The organism is Sulfitobacter sp. 1A15299, from assembly GCF_043556915.1.
In the GTDB taxonomy this organism is placed as follows: domain Bacteria; phylum Pseudomonadota; class Alphaproteobacteria; order Rhodobacterales; family Rhodobacteraceae; genus Sulfitobacter.
In genome coordinates this window covers 26,055-41,989 of the sequence record NZ_JBIFFJ010000004.1, presented here as the reverse complement: position 1 = coordinate 41,989, position 15,935 = coordinate 26,055, and the positions used below count along the sequence as shown (strand labels likewise).

The 15,935-nt window shown below is 64.1% G+C and carries 17 protein-coding genes; 5 read left to right on the top strand and 12 right to left on the bottom strand.

The window, feature by feature from the left end; all coding sequences use genetic code 11:
- Positions 1-68: 68 nt before the first annotated feature.
- Positions 69-2,141, bottom strand: coding sequence for a LysM peptidoglycan-binding domain-containing protein (locus tag ACGYK7_RS07475; RefSeq protein WP_394400509.1), 2,073 nt, complete (start codon positions 2,139-2,141; stop codon positions 69-71).
- Between the two features lie 104 nt (positions 2,142-2,245).
- Between ACGYK7_RS07475 and ACGYK7_RS07470 the strand changes: the two genes are divergently transcribed.
- Positions 2,246-2,794, top strand: a complete 549-nt coding sequence (locus tag ACGYK7_RS07470; RefSeq protein WP_067266428.1) for a TIGR00730 family Rossman fold protein — start codon at positions 2,246-2,248, stop codon at positions 2,792-2,794.
- Here ACGYK7_RS07470 and rarD read toward each other — a convergent pair.
- The 9 genes from rarD to ACGYK7_RS07425 all read right to left on the bottom strand — a co-directional run bounded on the left by rarD (position 2,731) and on the right by ACGYK7_RS07425 (position 11,197).
- Positions 2,731-3,651, bottom strand: a complete 921-nt coding sequence (gene rarD / locus ACGYK7_RS07465; protein ID WP_394400507.1) for an EamA family transporter RarD — start codon at positions 3,649-3,651, stop codon at positions 2,731-2,733. The genes ACGYK7_RS07470 and rarD overlap by 64 nt on opposite strands.
- A gap of 66 nt (positions 3,652-3,717) precedes the next feature.
- On the bottom strand, positions 3,718-4,173 hold the full coding sequence (locus tag ACGYK7_RS07460) for a host attachment family protein (protein WP_394400505.1): 456 nt from the start codon (positions 4,171-4,173) through the stop codon (positions 3,718-3,720).
- A complete protein-coding gene (locus ACGYK7_RS07455; RefSeq protein ID WP_394400502.1) occupies positions 4,170-4,379 on the bottom strand; it encodes a hypothetical protein in 210 nt (69 codons plus the stop codon). Before ACGYK7_RS07455 ends, ACGYK7_RS07460 begins: the two co-directional genes overlap by 4 nt.
- A 367-nt stretch (positions 4,380-4,746) precedes the next feature.
- Positions 4,747-5,346 (bottom strand): superoxide dismutase, encoded by a 600-nt coding sequence (locus ACGYK7_RS07450; RefSeq protein ID WP_271689654.1) that lies wholly within the window; start codon positions 5,344-5,346, stop codon positions 4,747-4,749.
- Positions 5,347-5,468: 122 nt separating this feature from the next.
- Positions 5,469-6,047: a sarcosine oxidase subunit gamma gene (locus ACGYK7_RS07445; protein WP_394400499.1), complete on the bottom strand. Its 579-nt coding sequence runs from the start codon at positions 6,045-6,047 to the stop codon at positions 5,469-5,471.
- Positions 6,040-9,057: a sarcosine oxidase subunit alpha family protein gene (locus ACGYK7_RS07440; RefSeq protein ID WP_394400496.1), complete on the bottom strand. Its 3,018-nt coding sequence runs from the start codon at positions 9,055-9,057 to the stop codon at positions 6,040-6,042. Before ACGYK7_RS07440 ends, ACGYK7_RS07445 begins: the two co-directional genes overlap by 8 nt.
- Positions 9,058-9,120: 63 nt before the next feature.
- Positions 9,121-9,450 (bottom strand): sarcosine oxidase subunit delta, encoded by a 330-nt coding sequence (locus tag ACGYK7_RS07435; RefSeq protein WP_394400493.1) that lies wholly within the window; start codon positions 9,448-9,450, stop codon positions 9,121-9,123.
- Between the two features lie 108 nt (positions 9,451-9,558).
- The gene (locus ACGYK7_RS07430; RefSeq protein ID WP_394400490.1) at positions 9,559-9,849 is read right to left on the bottom strand and encodes a hypothetical protein; all 291 of its coding nucleotides are present in this window, start codon (positions 9,847-9,849) and stop codon (positions 9,559-9,561) included.
- A gap of 103 nt (positions 9,850-9,952) precedes the next feature.
- A complete protein-coding gene (locus ACGYK7_RS07425) occupies positions 9,953-11,197 on the bottom strand; it encodes a sarcosine oxidase subunit beta family protein (protein WP_394400884.1) in 1,245 nt (414 codons plus the stop codon).
- Between the two features lie 196 nt (positions 11,198-11,393).
- Here ACGYK7_RS07425 and ccmI point away from each other — a divergent pair, with 196 nt between their 5' ends.
- The 3 genes from ccmI to ACGYK7_RS07410 are packed head-to-tail and all read left to right on the top strand — an operon-like array spanning position 11,394 to position 13,328.
- Positions 11,394-12,623 (top strand): c-type cytochrome biogenesis protein CcmI, encoded by a 1,230-nt coding sequence (gene ccmI, locus ACGYK7_RS07420; protein WP_394400487.1) that lies wholly within the window; start codon positions 11,394-11,396, stop codon positions 12,621-12,623.
- Positions 12,620-13,093: a Holliday junction resolvase RuvX gene (gene ruvX / locus ACGYK7_RS07415; protein ID WP_067264722.1), complete on the top strand. Its 474-nt coding sequence runs from the start codon at positions 12,620-12,622 to the stop codon at positions 13,091-13,093. Before ccmI ends, ruvX begins: the two co-directional genes overlap by 4 nt.
- Positions 13,086-13,328, top strand: coding sequence for a DUF1289 domain-containing protein (locus tag ACGYK7_RS07410; RefSeq protein ID WP_394400484.1), 243 nt, complete (start codon positions 13,086-13,088; stop codon positions 13,326-13,328). The genes ruvX and ACGYK7_RS07410 overlap by 8 nt, the downstream gene beginning before the upstream one ends.
- 7 nt (positions 13,329-13,335) lie before the next feature.
- Here ACGYK7_RS07410 and ACGYK7_RS07405 read toward each other — a convergent pair whose 3' ends face one another.
- Positions 13,336-13,590 carry a hypothetical protein gene (locus ACGYK7_RS07405; RefSeq protein ID WP_394400481.1) on the bottom strand — a complete coding sequence of 85 codons (255 nt, stop codon included), beginning with the start codon at positions 13,588-13,590 and terminating at the stop codon, positions 13,336-13,338.
- A 151-nt stretch (positions 13,591-13,741) separates the two neighbouring features.
- The gene (locus ACGYK7_RS07400; protein WP_394400479.1) at positions 13,742-14,563 is read right to left on the bottom strand and encodes a sulfite exporter TauE/SafE family protein; all 822 of its coding nucleotides are present in this window, start codon (positions 14,561-14,563) and stop codon (positions 13,742-13,744) included.
- Between the two features lie 184 nt (positions 14,564-14,747).
- On the opposite strand from ACGYK7_RS07400, the gene ACGYK7_RS07395 reads away from it, so the two are divergent.
- Positions 14,748-15,935, top strand: a complete 1,188-nt coding sequence (locus tag ACGYK7_RS07395; protein ID WP_394400476.1) for a multidrug effflux MFS transporter — start codon at positions 14,748-14,750, stop codon at positions 15,933-15,935.

Genomic DNA, 15,935 nt, shown 5'->3' with positions numbered 1-15,935 from the left:
TGCCAGTACCGGGCGGCGCACAGCCGCTCTGCGCACGGCGAATGCCGCCCCGCTTTTGGCCGTTCAAATCACTCCGATGCTGGGTCTTCGGGCAGGTCGAAGACCTGTCCGGGGTAGATCAGATCGGGGTCGCGGATATTGGCGCTATTGGCCTCGAAAACCTTCACATAGAGCAGAGGATCGCCATAACGCGTGCGCGAGATCGCCCAGAGCGTATCGCCTTTTTGCACTGTCACCGCACTGAGCGGTCCGGTCAGCCCCTCGGTGGCGGCGGCCAGCACCTCGGGGGATTCGCGCTTGAAGGGGGTTTCTACCCGGCTGGTCACATCGCCGCCGCGGGAAAGCTCATCCACGCGCAGGGTATAGACGCCCTCGTCGATATTGGGCAGATCGCCCCGCCATCGGCCCTCTTGATCGACCGGCAGGCTGATCACGGCGTTGTTGTTCAGATAGACCCGCACCTCGCGGGTGTCCGGCTGGGCCCGGCCCGCCAGTTGCACATCGCCCTGATCGGAGTAGCCGATGGTGTCGAGCGCCACATTGGTCATCACCTGCGGCGGCGCGGTGTCGAGCCGTTCGACCCCTTCGGCGGTGGATTTCAACACCGGAGCGGGCGCGGGCGGCATTGTCGGGGCGGCTTCGGTGTCGGGCACCTCCGCAAGCGCGGGGGTGGTGGTCTCAGGCGGCGATGAGCTGCGGCCCGCGAGGTTCGGAGCCTCGGTCACGGCGGCGGGCGGTGTTTGTGCGGGGGTGGGATCGCTCTCGGCGGTGCCTGTCTCCGCCAGAGGGGTGGCTTGAGATGGCGCCTCACCGTCCGCATTTGGCGCGGCAGTGTCGCCCCCATCGGTGCCGGTTTTCGCCAACGGCGTCGCTTGAGACGGCGTGGCGCTGATCTCTGCCCCCTGCTCGGCGGCCCCGTCTTGTTCCGACGGCGCGGCGTTCACCTCTTCAGCCGTACCCGTTCCCGCCATCGGTGTGGTTTGGGCCGGTGTTGTGCTGGTGTCTTCCCCCAGCTCGGTGACCCCGTCTTGCTCCACCGTCGCGGCACTCATGTCTTCCGCGCTGCCCGTTCCGGCCATTGGCGTGGCTTGGGACGACGCGGTGTTGCGATCCGCGCGCTGACCGGCGGCAGCGGTTTGATCCAAGGCCGCCGCGTTCTCGTCCTCCGCGGTGCCCGTTCCGGCCATTGGCGTCGCTTGGGAGGGTTGCTCCGACGTTGCGCTCTCCACATCGGCGGTCCCGGTATCCGAAAGCGGCGTGGCCTGAGCGGGGGCGGAGGCAACCTCCTCTGCGGCGATAGCTGGGTCTTGCTCTGTCGATGCGATGCCTTCGTCCCTGTCAGCCTCGGCTTGCGTTGACTGTTCTCGGTCCGCACTGTCGGTCGCCGCGCGCTCCGTCTCGGCTGTGGCCGTTCCTGCCAGAGGGGTCGCCTGCTCCGGCTGCGCAGCGGCTGGCTCTGGACCCGTTGCTGCCGCTTCAGCGTCGTTTGCTGGTGTCGGCGTCGGCTCTTCCGTGGTGGCCTCAGAGGTTTCAGGCGCCGCCGCCGCGACTGGCTGTGTGGCCCCCTCCTCAACCGACGCAACCGGGCTTTCCTCCGGCGCGATATCCGCCTCCGCCAACTGCACCGGCGCTGCGGTCGGGGTGAGGATGATCTCCTCTTCCGACGCAAGCTCCGCCGCGCCGTCCTGCCCCAAAAGCGTCAGCACATGACCCTTGCCATCGGGCGGGATCATGGCGAGGGTCGCGAATTTTCCGGCCCCATCGGCGGTGGCGCGGGCCACCTCCTCGCCATCTTTCAACACGGCGACGGTGCTGCCGGGGGCCGCGCGGCCTGCGATCACCGTCATGCCGTCGCTTTCGCGGCGCACTTCGTCAAAAGCAGGGGCCTGCGGTGCCGCCTCAGGCTCTGTCGCCGCCTCTCCCTCAGGGCCGACGGAGACGCCCTTCACCGCATCTGGCACCAGCGTGGCATTCTCAGGGGTGGCATCGCGTTCGGGAAGCACGGCCACCGTCTCAGAGGCTGCCTCATCCGGCGCGCCGCGCTTGCTGCCGATCCAAGCGCCAAGCGCCAGCACCGCCGCCGCAAAGGCGCCCGCCGCCATCGCCCCCATGCCGCCAAGCCGGCCAAATCCCTTGAACATTCTCAACTTCCCCTGTGGTTGAGCCTTTTTAGCAAGCAGGCTAACAGGGGTCAAAAGCGCAGACGATCCGCGCCGAATTTTCCTAATCATCAGGACGCTTTACCATGCAACATTCTGTCTGTGTCTATTGCGGCTCCCGCCCCGGCGACGACGAAGCCTTCACCCAAGACGCCGAAACATTGGGCCGCGGTCTGGCCGAGGCCGGGCTGCGGCTGGTCTATGGCGCGGGGGATGTCGGGCTGATGGGCAGCGTCGCCCGCGCCGCCCAAACGGCGGGCGGCGATACCTTCGGCGTGATCCCCGCGCATCTTGTCGCATGGGAAGTCGGCAAGACCGACCTGACCCGCTACATCGTGACCGAAACGATGCATGAGCGCAAAAAGGTGATGTTCATGAACTGCGATGCCGTGGCGGTTCTGCCCGGCGGCGCGGGGTCGTTGGATGAGCTTTTCGAGGTTCTGACCTGGCGCCAGCTGGGCCTGCATGAAAAGCCTATTTTCCTTGTGAACACAAACGGATACTGGGATCCCTTCATGTCACTGATGAACCATGTGGTGGCGCATGGCTTTGCCGATGCGACGCTGCTGGATTACGTCACCGTGGTGCCTGATGCCGATGCCGCCCTCAGCGCCCTGCGCCGCGCCTTGTCCTGACGGAAGGTGCTGACGGAATAGACCGCCAGCGCGCACCAGATCAGCACGAAAGCCTGCACATGCCAGCCCGTGAAGGGCTCGCGAAACAGGACCACGGCGCAGAAGAACTGCAAGGTCGGGTTGATGTAGCTTAGCAATCCGGCCGTCGCCATCGACAGCCGCCGCGCCGCATAGCTGAACAGGATCAGCGGCGTTGCGGTGATCGGTCCGGCGAGGATCAGCAGCACCGTATCGCGAGGGGAGGCCCCGAAGGCCCCCGCCCCATTGTCACCCGTTTGCCACAGCACGAGCACCGCAAGGGGCGACAACAGCAGCACCTCAGCGGTGACGGAGACGACCGGCCCCACCGCCAGCCGCTTCTTCGCCAGCCCGTAAAGGCCAAAAGACGCCGCCAGCGCCATCGCCAGCCAAGGCGCAGTGCCCAAGCCATAGGTGAGCAGCGAGACCGCGACCGTCACCAACCCCACCGCGCAAAGCTGCACGGGGCTCAGTCGTTCGGCATAGACCAAGCGGCCCAGTAGCACGGAGACCAGCGGAAAGATGTAATAGCCCAAGGCCGCCTCCGTTGCCTGCCCACTCTGAACCGCCCAGATGAAAAGATACCAGTTCGTCGCGATCATCACTGCTGCGAAAGCGAGCAGGCAGAAGGCGCGCGGTCCTGCCATCGCGTCGAGGATGGCGCGCAGGCGGCGCTGCGCCGCCAACACGATCACGAAGAACACCAGCGACCAGAGGGTGCGATGGGCCAGCACCTCGGCGGCGGGCACATGCGACAGCAATTTGTAGAAGATAGACGACAGCCCCCATATGCAGCAGGCCGCAATCACGGCGGCGAAACCCTTGGTGGTGTCGGTCATGGAATATCCTTGGCGCGGTAGACTGCTTTCTTGTGAAGGCAATTAATTCCCGCGCCAAGGGGAAAGTCAGGCTTGGGCCAGTTCCCCGGCCACAATCTTTTCGATCTCGTCGATGGGGTGGTTGGTCAGGGTTTTGGGGATTTCCCCTATCACCTTGCTCTGCACCTCTTTGTGGAGGTCATCGCGCAGGTCGCCCAACACTGCCGGAGGGGCCACCAAAACGAGCCGATCAAAGCGGCCTTTGTGAGCCAGCTTGTATAGGATGTCTGACAAGTCCTTGGCAAAACGCTCTTTTTCCAGCTCGTGCCAGTCTGTGTCGTCAAAGGCGGAGCGGTGCCCGCTTGGACCATCGCTCATCCGCCCGGGGCGGTTGGCGGCTTGCTCCCGCGCCGGTGGGTTCTCCTGCTCTTCCTTGCGCACGACCTGAAGATAGGGGTCTTCGCCGTCCGTGTGGTTTTGCAGGAAAAGGGCCTTTTCGCCATCCGCGATCAGCACCCATGTGTCTTGGCTGAGTTTGGTCATGAAGGCTCTCCGTGGTTGCGTTTCTCTTCGCCGGTGACGCGGGTCACGCCATCTTCGCCCTTCTCGGCGCGGCGCATGGCGTCTTGGGTGCCAACGTCCTTTTGCAGATCGCCCCCGGCGCGGCCGCCCTGATCGGGTGTGTCGGTGTCAGAGAGGAACTTTTCCGTCTCCTTCTCGCCGTCGTTAGATCGCTTCCGCTCGGCCATGTTGTCCTCCTTTTTTGACGTGAAGTCTCAGGAGAAAAACCTTTGCGAAGGGTCTTGGGTTCCAACGGAAAAAACCCCGCAGCAGGCTGCGGGGTTTCTGTCTTGTGCGGGCTGCCCGCACCCTCACAGGCGCGAGGCGACGTTCTCCCAGTTCACCCAGCCTGCGGCGCAGCCGCGGGCGTCGGTGACTGGGAGTGCGACGAACGCTTCAAAAGCAATCCTTGCGCGAACACGTCGCCGCTTGATTACAGGCGCGAGGCGAGGTTGTCCCAGTTCACCCAGCCTGCGACGCAGCCGCAGGCGTCGGTGACTGGGAGTGTGACGAACGCTTCAAAAGCAATCCTTGCGCGAACACGTCGCCGCTTGATTACATGCGCGAGGCGACGTTGTCCCAGTTCACAAGGTTGTCGAGGAAGTTCGACAGGTAGTCGGGGCGCGCGTTGCGGAAGTCGATGTAGTAGGAGTGCTCCCACACGTCACAGCCGAGCAGCGCGGTTTGGTCAAAGCAAAGCGGGTTCACGCCGTTCTCGGTCTTGGTGACCTTCAGGCTGCCGTCTTTGTCTTTCACCAGCCACGCCCAGCCGGAACCGAACTGGCCTGCGCCTGCGGCCTTGAACTCGTCCTTGAACTTGTCGACGGAGCCAAAGCTCTCGGTGATCGCCTTTTCCAGCTCACCGGGCATCTTGTTGTCTTCGGGGCTCATCATTTCCCAGAACTGGTTGTGATTCCACAGCTGGGAGATGTTGTTGAAGATGCCGGACTGGGCCACGGCGTTCGGGTCGTAGGTGCCCTTGATGATCTCTTCGAGGGTCTTGCCCTCCCACTCGGTGCCCTCAATCGCCTTGTTGCCGTTGGTCACATAGGCGTTGTGGTGCTTGTCGTGGTGGTATTCCAGCGTTTCCTTGGACATGCCTTTGGATGCAAGCGCGTCGTGGGCATAGGGGAGATCGGGAAGTTCAAAAGCCATTTCTGGGCCTCCTCGTTTGGAAATTTCGCTGTGGCCACTTGATGGGGATCAAGCGGCAACGTCAAGGTCAACGTCTGCAAATCACATCCGTTCCGAGTGAAATAGTCAGTTTTTCTCCCGACTTAGGTTGTTCGGAAATGGCCGACCGCGCTGCCGGGCTGGGCGGCTACGCAAAGTTGGTCAAACATATACTGCGCGACGGAGCGAAAGCAGATCACTTCGAAGGTGCCATCGTCACGCAGCCAGAAGGCGGCGGGCACCTGCCCCATCCGCGTGCGGCGGAACATGCCGGGGGTGAATTGATCGGGGGCGAGGTCGACGGGGGCGAGCTTGGCCAGCACCTCTCGCGCATGCGGGCCTTCGACATGAAACGCCGCCCGCGCGCCAGAGACATCCATGGCGGTGGTATGGGTATCCTCGAAGGCCGCGTTCAGCCGCGCCAGCACCTCGGGCACCTGCGGGTGAGGGCAAAAGAGCAGCAATTCGTCGGGCGACATCCAAGCCACCCCGGCTTCCCCGGCGAAGCGGCACTGCCCCCGCTCGGGGCGCTCTACCCCGGTGAGTTTCTTGATCACCTTGCGCAGATAGGGCGCATCAAGGTCGCCGCGAATGGCAATCATGCCCGAGGGTGACACTTCGGAAATCATAGCGATACCAGCGTCATAGCGGGCGTTCTTCAATGCGCTTACGGGTTCAGACATTCTGTTTCTCCCCCTTGGGATCATAAAACACCGGATCGACGATCCGCGCCTCATAGGTCTTGCCATCGGTACCGGGAAAGGTCAGCACCTCGCCCATCCGGTCCGGTCCGTGCAGCACCAGTCCCATGGCGATGCCCCGGTCCAGCGTCGGCGAGTGATAGGAGGAGGTCACCCGCCCCTGCACCACCTTCTGGCCGTTCTCATTCTCCCCTTCGCCAAGCGCATAGGCCCCATCCGGCAGGGTGCTGCCATCTGTCGTCTCAAGGCCCACGAGTTTCCAGCGGGTGGGAGCCTGCATATGGCTGCGCTCTTGCGCGCGTTTGCCAAGATAGTCGTCCTTCTTTTTCGAGATCGCCCAGTTCAGGCCAAGGTCTTGGGGGATCACCGTGCCGTCGGTCTCATCCCCGATCATGATGAAGCCCTTTTCGGCGCGCAGGATGTGCAGACATTCCGTGCCATAGGGCATCACACCCAGATCATGCCCGGCGATCAGCAGCGCGTCCCAGAAGGCCTGCCCCTGCCCGGCTTCGACCGCGATCTCATAGCTCAGCTCACCCGAGAAAGAGATGCGGAAGACGCGGACCTTGAAGCCGCCCAATGTGCCCTCGGTCCACTCCATGAAGCCAAGCGCCTCGCGGCTGAGGTCCATCCCGCCGAGTTTCTCCAGACATTTGCGCGCATTGGGGCCGACCACGGCCACTTGCGCGTAATGTTCGGTGGCGTTGACCACATGCACTTTCCAGTCCCACCACTCGGTCTGGAGCCATTCCTCCATATGGGCATGGATGCTGTCCGCGCCGCCGGTGGTCGTGTGGCAGAGGAAGGTCTGCTCATCCAGACGCGCCACCACACCATCGTCGATCAGGAAACCGTTTTCGTTGCACATCAGCCCATAGCGGCATTTGCCGGGTTTCAGCGTCGACATCATATTGGTGTACATCATGTCGAGGAACCGCGCCGCATCCGGGCCGCGCACGATCAGCTTGCCCAGGGTCGAGGCATCCAGCAGGCCGAGGTTCTGGCGCGTGTTCGTCACCTCGCGCATCACGGCGTCATGGATGCTTTCGCCGTCTCGCGCATAGGCATAGGGCCGCCGCCATTGGCCGACCGGCTCCCAGACCGCGCCGTTGGCCGCGTGCCAGTCATGCAGAGGGGTGCGACGGATCGGCTGGAAAGTATCGCCCCGCGCCGCCCCCGCAATCGCGCCCATCGAAATTGGGTGGTACGGCGGGCGGAAAGTGGTGGTGCCGACGCTGGGGATCTCCGCATCCAGCGCCCCGGCGAGCGTGGCCAGCCCGTTGATATTGCTCAGCTTCCCCTGATCCGTCGCCATGCCGAGCGTGGTATAGCGTTTGGCGTGTTCGACAGAAACAAAGCCCTCTTGCGCCGCCAGCCGCACGTCCGAGACCTTCACGTCGTTCTGGTAGTCGAGAAACGTCTTCTCGCGCAGTTTGACGCTGGCGCCCTGCGGCATCTGCCAGACCGGCATCATCGGCGCTTCCTCGCGCCGGGCCGCCGTTGGCGCGGTCAGGTCGCGCGGCAATTTGAAGCCGAGCGATGTCGCCACCCCATCGGCAGCAGCATGGGCGTCATGCAACACGTCGTCGAGGGCAAAGACCCCGGCCGCCGCCCCCGCGGGCGTCACGAAACCATGGCCGTCCGCCCCGGTGGGCGGGTGGTCCTGATCGGGGCGGAAACAGGCTTTCGCCCCGTCCCACGTCAGCTTGCCGCCGCAATGGGACCACAGATGCACCACGGGCGACCATCCGCCCGACATCGCCACCGCATCGCAGGCGATCTCTTCCAAGACGGCCCCTTCGCCTGCCTGCGAACAGACGGCCACACCGGTCACCCGCTTGCCCCCCTGAACCGAGGAGACCGCATGGCCCATCACCACCCGAATGCCAAGCGCGCGGGCCTGAGCGACCAATTCACTGTCTTGCGGCAAGACGCGGGCATCCAGCACGGCGGGCACCTCTAGCCCCGCCTGTTTCAACGCAATCGCCGTGAGATAGGCGTTGTCGTTATTTGTCACCACCACGGTACGATCGCCCGGTGAGACCCCGTAATTCGCCACATAGTCGCGCATGGCCGAGGCCAGCATCACGCCCGGTACGTCATTGCCCGCAAAGCTGAGCGGCCGCTCGATCGCGCCGGTCGCGGTGATCACATGGGCCGCCCGCACGCGCCAAAGCCGATGGCGCGGACCTGCGCTCTCGGGGGCATGATCCCGCAGCCGTTCATAGCCCAGCACGTAGCCGTGATCGTAAACCCCTGCCCCCATGGTTCGGTCACGCAGCTCCACATTCTCCAGCCCGCGCAGCCGGTCGAGGGTTTGCGCGATCCAGTCCGCCACCGGCGCACCGTCGACTGTGCCACCGTCAACCGGCGCCCGCCCGCCCCAATGGGCCGACTGCTCCATCACGATGACACGCGCGCCGCTTCGGCCCGCCGCTAAAGCGGCCTGAAGCCCCGCGACACCGCCACCAACGACCAGCACGTCGCAGAAGGCGTGGAAATGTTCATAGGTGTCGGCATCCGCTGCCTTCGGCGCTTTGCCCAGACCGGCAGAATGGCGGATGATCGGCTCATAGAGATGCTTCCACAGCGGGCGCGGATGCATGAACATCTTGTAATAAAAACCCGCGGGCAGAAAACGGCTGAGGTGTTTGTTGATCGCGCCCACGTCGAACTCAAGGCTCGGCCAGTGGTTCTGGCTTTCCGCCGCAAGCCCTTCGTAAAGCTCGGTCGTGGTGACGCGGGCATTGGGCTCGAACCGCCCCTCTTGGCCGAGACCGACCAGACCGTTGGGCTCTTCCGGGCCGGAGGTCACGATGCCGCGCGGACGGTGGTATTTGAACGAACGCCCGACCAGCACCTGATCATTGGCCAAAAGCGCCGAGGCCAGCGTGTCCCCCTCATAGCCGCGCATCTGCTTGCCGTTGAAGGTAAAGCTCAGCGGTTTGCTTTTGTTCAGCAGGCGGCCGCCTGTGGCCAGTCTTGTGCTCATCGTGGAAAACCTTGGGGGCTGAGGATGGGGGTAAATGCCGGGGCGGGACGATCAGGGGCGGGGCTAGCTGGCGCGCTGCCACTGCCACTCGGGATGGCGTTTGCGGATCGCCTCAAGAATGTGATCCGGCGGGGCGAGGGTCTGCGCGGGATAGCTGCCAAAGACTTGGAGCGTGGCGGTATCGCGGGCCATATGGAACCACTTGCCGCAGCCATAGACATGCCGCCACCGTTCAAGATGCACGCCCTTGGGGTTCTCACGCATGAAGAGATAGCGCTCGAAATCCTCTTCGGACCCGCCGGGGCCAATGCGTTTCAAATGCGCCTCCCCGCCGCCGTGAAACTCTGTCTCTTCGGCAGTGACATGGCAGCATGGACAGGTAAGGATCAACATGGGCAGGCTCCTGCGCGGGGAGAGAACGGCAAAACGCCGCCCCGGCGCAAAAGCGCGGAGCGGCGTAGATCGTGCAAGGGCAACGCAAAGCGCGTGGCCGTGGTTAGTTTACTCGGTCGGGGTTGCGGCCTCGTCCACGGCATCCGCCGTGCCTTCGGCTGCGCCTTCGATGGCATCGCCTGTGCTTTCGGCTGCGCCTTCGATGTTGACGTTGACGTCATTCGCGCCGTCGATGTCGCCACCTGCAAAGAGGAAGTAGGCCAGCAGGGCCACGACAACCACAACCGCGCCGACGATAAAGGCAAGGCCGCTGTTACCGCCACGATCCGTCGTGGTCGTGGTCGTGGTGGTATTGGTGTGATCGACGTGATCGGTGCGGTTGTGATCCGGGGTTGCCATTGTTCAGCTCCGTTATTTCCAATGTCTGAACGGGCAACTCCGGCGCGGGCGAATTCGTTCCGCGCAATACAACGAGGCAGCGACTTGTGGCCGATCCGCAACATCAATGGGCCACCCCGGCGGCTACGGATTCGTCGATGAAGCGGCCTTCGGCGAACCGCTCCAGCCCGAAGGCATCGGTTAGCGGCGAATGTCCCTTGGCCATCAATTCGGCGAAGCCCCAGCCCGAGCCGGGGATCGCCTTGAAGCCGCCCGTGCCCCAGCCACCATTGATAAAAACCCCCTCCACCGGGGTTTTGCTAAGGATCGGAGAGCGGTCGCCGGTGACATCCACGATGCCGCCCCATTGCCGCAGCATCTTGAGCCGTGAGATCATCGGAAAGGTTTCGACCAGCGCGCGCACCGTCTCTTCGATATGGTGAAAGCTGCCGCGTTGGGTGTAATTGTTATGCCCGTCCGTGCCCCCGCCGATGACCATCTCGCCCTTGTCGGACTGGCTCATATAGCCGTGCACCGTATTGGCCATGACGACGACATCCATGCAGGGTTTGACCGGCTCCGAGACCAGCGCCTGCAAGGCCACGCTTTCGATCGGCAGACGAAAGCCCGCCATATTCGCCAGCTGCCCCGAATGCCCCGCCACGACGATGCCCAGCTTGTCGCAGTCGATATCGCCGCGGGTGGTGCTGACGCCGGTGACCTTGCCGCCCGTCTGGCCTACGCCGGTAACCTCGCATTTCTGGATGATGTCCATGCCCATATCCGAGCAAGCCCGCGCATAGCCCCAAGCCACCGCATCGTGCCGCGCGGTGCCGCCGCGGGCTTGCCAAAGCCCCCCCAGCACCGGGTAGCGCGGCCCGTCGATGTTGATGATCGGCACCAGTTGTTTGACCCGGTCCGGGCCGATGAACTCGGTCTGCACGCCTTGCAGGGCGTTGGCATGGGCCGTGCGTTTGTAGCCGCGCACCTCATGTTCGGTCTGCGCCAGCATGATGACGCCACGGGGGCTGAACATGACGTTGTAGTTCAGGTCTTGGCTCATCGTCTCGTAAAGACTGCGCGCTTTCTCGTAGATCGCAGCCGAGGGGTCTTGCAGGTAGTTCGAGCGGATGATCGTCGTGTTGCGCCCGGTGTTGCCGCCGCCGAGCCAGCCTTTCTCCAGCACCGCGACATTGGTGATGCCGAAATTCTTGCCCAGATAATAGGCCGTCGCCAGCCCATGGCCGCCCGCGCCCACGATGATCACGTCATAGCGCTTTTTCGGCTGCGCATCGCGCCATGCGCGGGTCCATCCCGTATGATGGCGCATCGCCTCTCGGGCCACTGCGAAAACGGAGTATTTCTTCATCACGTCACTTCCCGGCAAGGATTCGGGCCGCGCGGGCGGCTGTGCTCAGTTCTGAGCCTAGGCGCAGATGTGCGAAATGACCACCACGGCATTTGGACGCGGTTTTGCGACATGCGGCGCGATTGGTGAAAAATGCCGCAGGGCACGCGGCATTTGCGGGCTTTTGTCGGGGCCGGTCAAAGGTTAGGTAGAGGCCATGATATTCTGGTTTCTCTCTGGCGCGATGGCGCTTGTCGTGGGCGGTCTTTTGGCGCGGGCCGCTTGGCGCGGCGCGGATACGCCCCTGCCCGCTCAGGCGGACTATGATCTCAAGGTGTACCGCGACCAATTGGATGAGGTTGAGCGCGATGTGGCGCGCGGGATCGTCCCCGAGGCCGACGCCGCCCGCATCCGGACCGAGATTTCGCGCCGGATCCTCGCTGCCGATGCCGCCCGCGACGGTGGCCCGCAAAACGCCACCCGCCCCGCGCCCGCGGTGCTGATCGCCGGGGTCGTGGCCTTGGGCGCCGGGTCATTGGCGCTCTATTGGCATCTGGGCCAGCCCGGCTATGGCGATCTTGCCCTCGCTGACCGCATCGCCTTTGCCGAGGATATGCGCCGCAACCGTCCCAGCCAGCAAAGCGCGGTGGACAGCCTGCCCCCCAGCCCTACCACCGACGGGCTGAGCGCCGATTACCTCGCCCTGATGCAGCAGCTGCGTGCCACGGTCAAAGACCGGCCCGAAGACCTGCAAGGGCAAACCCTTCTGGCGCAGAACGAAGCCCGCATCGGCAATTTCGCCGCCGCCGCCGACGCGCAGGCCGATGTGTTGCGTCTCAAAGGGGCTGACCGCACGGCCAGGGACATCGCCGATTATGCCGAACTCTTGGTGCTGGCAGCGGGCGGTTATGTCTCTCCCGAGGCGGAAACCGCCCTGCGCGAAGTGTTGAACCGCGATGAGCAGGATGGCCGAGCGCGCTATTACCTCGGCCTGATGATGGTGCAGACCGGACGGCCCGATGTGGGCTTTCGGATCTGGGATGCACTGCTGCGGCGCGGGCCCGCCGATGCCCCGTGGATCGAGCCGATCCGCGCGCAAATCGCCCAAGTGGCCGCCCTAGCCGGGGTGAATTACGAGATGCCGCAGATTGGCAGCGGCGCGCCCGCACGCGGCCCTTCGGCCGAAGACATCGAAGCCGCCTCGGAGATGAGCGCGGATGACCGGATGGAGATGATCGGCGGCATGGTTGCGGGCCTGTCGGACCGTCTGGCCAGCGAAGGCGGCCCGCCGCAGGACTGGGCGCGGTTGATCACCTCGCTGGGGGTCTTGGGCGATACCGATCAGGCCCGGGCGGTCTATGACAATGCGCTTGAGGTCTTCTCGGGCGATAATGCGGCGCTGGACATGATCCGCAGCGCCGGGGAACGTGCAGGGGTGGCAGGATGATTTACGACGAAACCGCAGATTTCATCGCCGCCCTGCCCCCGATGCAGGCCCTGATCGGGCTGGACTTGGGCGAGAAAACCATCGGCGTGGCGGTGAGCGACAGTTTCCAATCCGTCGCCACCCCGCTGGAAACCGTGCGCCGCAAGAAGTTCGGCGTCGATGCCGCCCGCCTGACCGAGATCATCGCGGAGCGTCGCATCGGCGGGCTGGTTCTGGGGCTGCCGCGCAATATGGATGGCACCGAGGGGCCGCGCTGCCAGTCGACCCGCGCCTTTGCGCGCAACTTCGACCGGCTCAGCCCGCTGCCGATCACCTATTGGGACGAACGCCTGTCGACCGTGGCCGCCGAACGCGCGCTGCTCGAGGCCGATACCACACGCAAACGCCGCGCCGAGGTGATCGACCATGTGGCGGCGGGCTATATCCTTCAGGGGCTTCTGGATCGTTTGCAGGTGATGCGCCGTGACTAAGAAAAGGGTCTGGCAACGTGATGAGGTCGAAAGCCCCTGCATCAACGTCTGCGTGGTGCATCCCGAAAGCCGTCTTTGCACCGGCTGTCTGCGGTCGATCGACGAGATTGGCCGCTGGTCCGCAATGAGCGCCGAGGAACGCCGCGCCATCATGGCGGAACTGCCCGCACGCCAAAGCGCCCATGCGAAACGGCGCGGGGGCCGCGCGGCAAAGTTGGCCCGACGACGCGACTAGCGCGGCCTCAGGCGCCGCGGCGCTGGACGATCTGGTTCAGGAAAATAAGAGCCGCTTCGCCATTGGTCGCATCCTGATGCCCCATCGGGGCCGCGTTGTAGTTGGCGGCAGGCACAGAGGCACGGGCGAAGGTCAGGCAGGTCTCACGAGTGAACATCCCATCGAAACGAAACGCCCGGCGGCCCCGGCGCGCAGGTCTCCAATAGGCGAGGTCGCTGCCCTGCCCTTTGAGGATGATCGCTTTGGTCCCGCTTCGGCGCATCTCGTCACGTCCCTTGGTTCGGATGATTCTGCGTTTGTTAAGGCATTTAGCCCGTAGTTTGTGTCGAGATTACGGCAATTTAGTGAACATTGTCCGAAATTGGGCAAAAAGAGCCGCATTCCGGCAGGAGTAAGGTCAAAAACGGGACGCCTCAGCTCCAAAGCGCCTTTCTCAGCATGTTCAGCGCCACCAGCACGAGGAAGACGGCAAAGACCCTCCGCAGCGGCTTGGGGTCCATCGCATGGGCCAGCCGCACGCCCCAAGGCGCGGTTATCACTGTCATCGCCACGACGATCCCAAAGGCCGCAAGGTTGACCGCGCCAAGGGTCAGCGGCGGGCGGTTCTGGCCGATGTCGACAAAGAGAAAGGCAATCACCGAAGGCACAGCGATCAAAAGGCCAAAGCCCGCCGCCGTGGCCACGGCCTTGTGAATCGGTCGCCCGTGCAATGTCATCAGCGGTACGCCAAAGCTGCCGCCGCCGATCCCCATGAGCACCGACAGAAAGCCCACCATCGGCGACAGGAGCGCGCGTTTAAGGCCGCGCGGCATGGTCTCCCCCAAACGCCACTCGCTGCGCCCGAAGCCGAGGTAGAGGCCCACGCAAAGCGCCAGCCCGCCAAAGATCACCTGTAGTGTTTGTGTCCGCAGTTGCGACACCAGCAACACGCCCAGAATGGCCCCCAGCATGATCCCCGGCGCCCAAGTGCGCAGAATTTCCCAATCCACCGCGCCCTTTTTGTTATGGGCATGAACCGAACGCGCAGAAGTGACGATGATCGTCGCCAAAGAGGTCGCAAGGCAAATCTGCATCAACTGCGGCCCGCCATAGCCCAGCGATTGCAGCACATAAAAGAACGCCGGGACCAAGACGATCCCCCCGCCGACGCCCAAAAGCCCCGCCAGAATTCCGGCAAAACCGCCGATCAGGGCGAGCAGCACCAGCATCGGCAATAGATCGTTCAATTCTGGCATGAGCCCCTCCCCGGCTGTCTTTGGCTCTATCAAGCCGTTTCGCGCAGAGGGTTCAAGGCAATAACGCCGGGGTTGCACTTTGGCCAAGGCCGGTTAGGTTGCCCGCAACCGTGGGCCCCAAGCGCACCGACCGTTTGCCGCCTGCCCCATATGGCCCCGGCCATTCCATCCGAAAGGACATCTCGTGCTACGTTCAGCGCTCATTCTCGGGTTGCTGGGGCTGGTCGGCCCCTTCGCCATCGACATGTATCTGCCTGCCATGCCCGCCATCGCCGCCAGCTATGGCGCCTCTGAGACAGCAGTTCAGGGGACAATCACCGCCTATTTCATCGCCTTCGGACTGGGGCAGCTTTTCTACGGCCCTTGGGCCGATCAGGCGGGGCGCAAGCTGCCGATCATGGTCGGGCTCGCGCTGTTTCTGATCGCCTCTTTCGGGGCGGCCTTCGCCCCGTCGATGGCGGCGCTGACCGGCTGGCGCGCGCTGCAAGGGCTGGGTGGCGCGGTGCTGATGGTGGTGCCCCGCGCGATCATCCGCGACCAATATACCGGGACACAAGCGACCCGCCTGATGGCGATGTTGATGCTGGTGATCTCGATCTCGCCGATGCTGGCCCCGCTGGCGGGCAGCGCGGTTCTGGCCTTGGCAGATTGGCGCGCGATTTTCATAGCCCTCGGCGTGCTGGCGGTTGCCGCGTTGGCCCTTACCGCATTCGTCCAGCCCGAAACGCTGCCCGTCAAACGCCGCGTTCGGATCAATCCGCGCAGCCTCTGGCGCGGGGCGAAAGTGCTGCTGAACGATCCGATCTTCATGGGGCTGACCTTTATCGGCGGCTTCGCCATGGGGTCTTTCTTTGTCTTCATCGCCTTCGCGCCCTTTGTCTATACCGGGCAATACGGGCTGGGGCCGACCGGGTTCTCGCTGGCTTTCGCGGTCAATGCGGTTGGCTTTTTCTCGGCTTCGCAACTGGCGGGATGGCTGGGGGAACGCTGGGGCATGCGCAGCCTCGTGCGGCGCGGGGTGGCGGGCTTTGTCTTCTTCTCCGCCGCAATCTTTATCATCGCGCTCACAACCGATCCGGGCCTCTATCTGGTAATGGCGGGGCTGTTCTGCGCCAATGCCTGCCTTGGCGTGGTGGTGCCGACGGTGATGGTCGTGGCGCTGGACGACCACGGCGATATCGCGGGACTGGCCTCGTCCTTGGGCGGCACCCTGCAGATGGTGGCCGGGGGCCTTTCCATCGCGCTGGCCGGGCCGTTTTTCGACGGCAGCGTCACGCCCATGCTGGGGGCCATCGCGGCCTGCGGTCTGGTGGCGGCCCTGCTCACATTGGCCCTGCTGCGGCCCCGCCCAGTGGCAGAGCCCAGCGTCTGA

Coding starts and splice junctions, on each gene's coding strand:
- ACGYK7_RS07475 (WP_394400509.1), bottom strand. CDS start 2,141: ATGTTCAAGGGATTTGGCCGGCTTGGCGGCATGGGGGCGATGGCGGCG.
- ACGYK7_RS07470 (WP_067266428.1), top strand. CDS start 2,246: ATGCAACATTCTGTCTGTGTCTATTGCGGCTCCCGCCCCGGCGACGAC.
- rarD (WP_394400507.1), bottom strand. CDS start 3,651: ATGACCGACACCACCAAGGGTTTCGCCGCCGTGATTGCGGCCTGCTGC.
- ACGYK7_RS07460 (WP_394400505.1), bottom strand. CDS start 4,173: ATGACCAAACTCAGCCAAGACACATGGGTGCTGATCGCGGATGGCGAA.
- ACGYK7_RS07455 (WP_394400502.1), bottom strand. CDS start 4,379: ATGGCCGAGCGGAAGCGATCTAACGACGGCGAGAAGGAGACGGAAAAG.
- ACGYK7_RS07450 (WP_271689654.1), bottom strand. CDS start 5,346: ATGGCTTTTGAACTTCCCGATCTCCCCTATGCCCACGACGCGCTTGCA.
- ACGYK7_RS07445 (WP_394400499.1), bottom strand. CDS start 6,047: ATGTCTGAACCCGTAAGCGCATTGAAGAACGCCCGCTATGACGCTGGT.
- ACGYK7_RS07440 (WP_394400496.1), bottom strand. CDS start 9,057: ATGAGCACAAGACTGGCCACAGGCGGCCGCCTGCTGAACAAAAGCAAA.
- ACGYK7_RS07435 (WP_394400493.1), bottom strand. CDS start 9,450: ATGTTGATCCTTACCTGTCCATGCTGCCATGTCACTGCCGAAGAGACA.
- ACGYK7_RS07430 (WP_394400490.1), bottom strand. CDS start 9,849: ATGGCAACCCCGGATCACAACCGCACCGATCACGTCGATCACACCAAT.
- ACGYK7_RS07425 (WP_394400884.1), bottom strand. CDS start 11,197: ATGAAGAAATACTCCGTTTTCGCAGTGGCCCGAGAGGCGATGCGCCAT.
- ccmI (WP_394400487.1), top strand. CDS start 11,394: ATGATATTCTGGTTTCTCTCTGGCGCGATGGCGCTTGTCGTGGGCGGT.
- ruvX (WP_067264722.1), top strand. CDS start 12,620: ATGATTTACGACGAAACCGCAGATTTCATCGCCGCCCTGCCCCCGATG.
- ACGYK7_RS07405 (WP_394400481.1), bottom strand. CDS start 13,590: ATGCGCCGAAGCGGGACCAAAGCGATCATCCTCAAAGGGCAGGGCAGC.
- ACGYK7_RS07400 (WP_394400479.1), bottom strand. CDS start 14,563: ATGCCAGAATTGAACGATCTATTGCCGATGCTGGTGCTGCTCGCCCTG.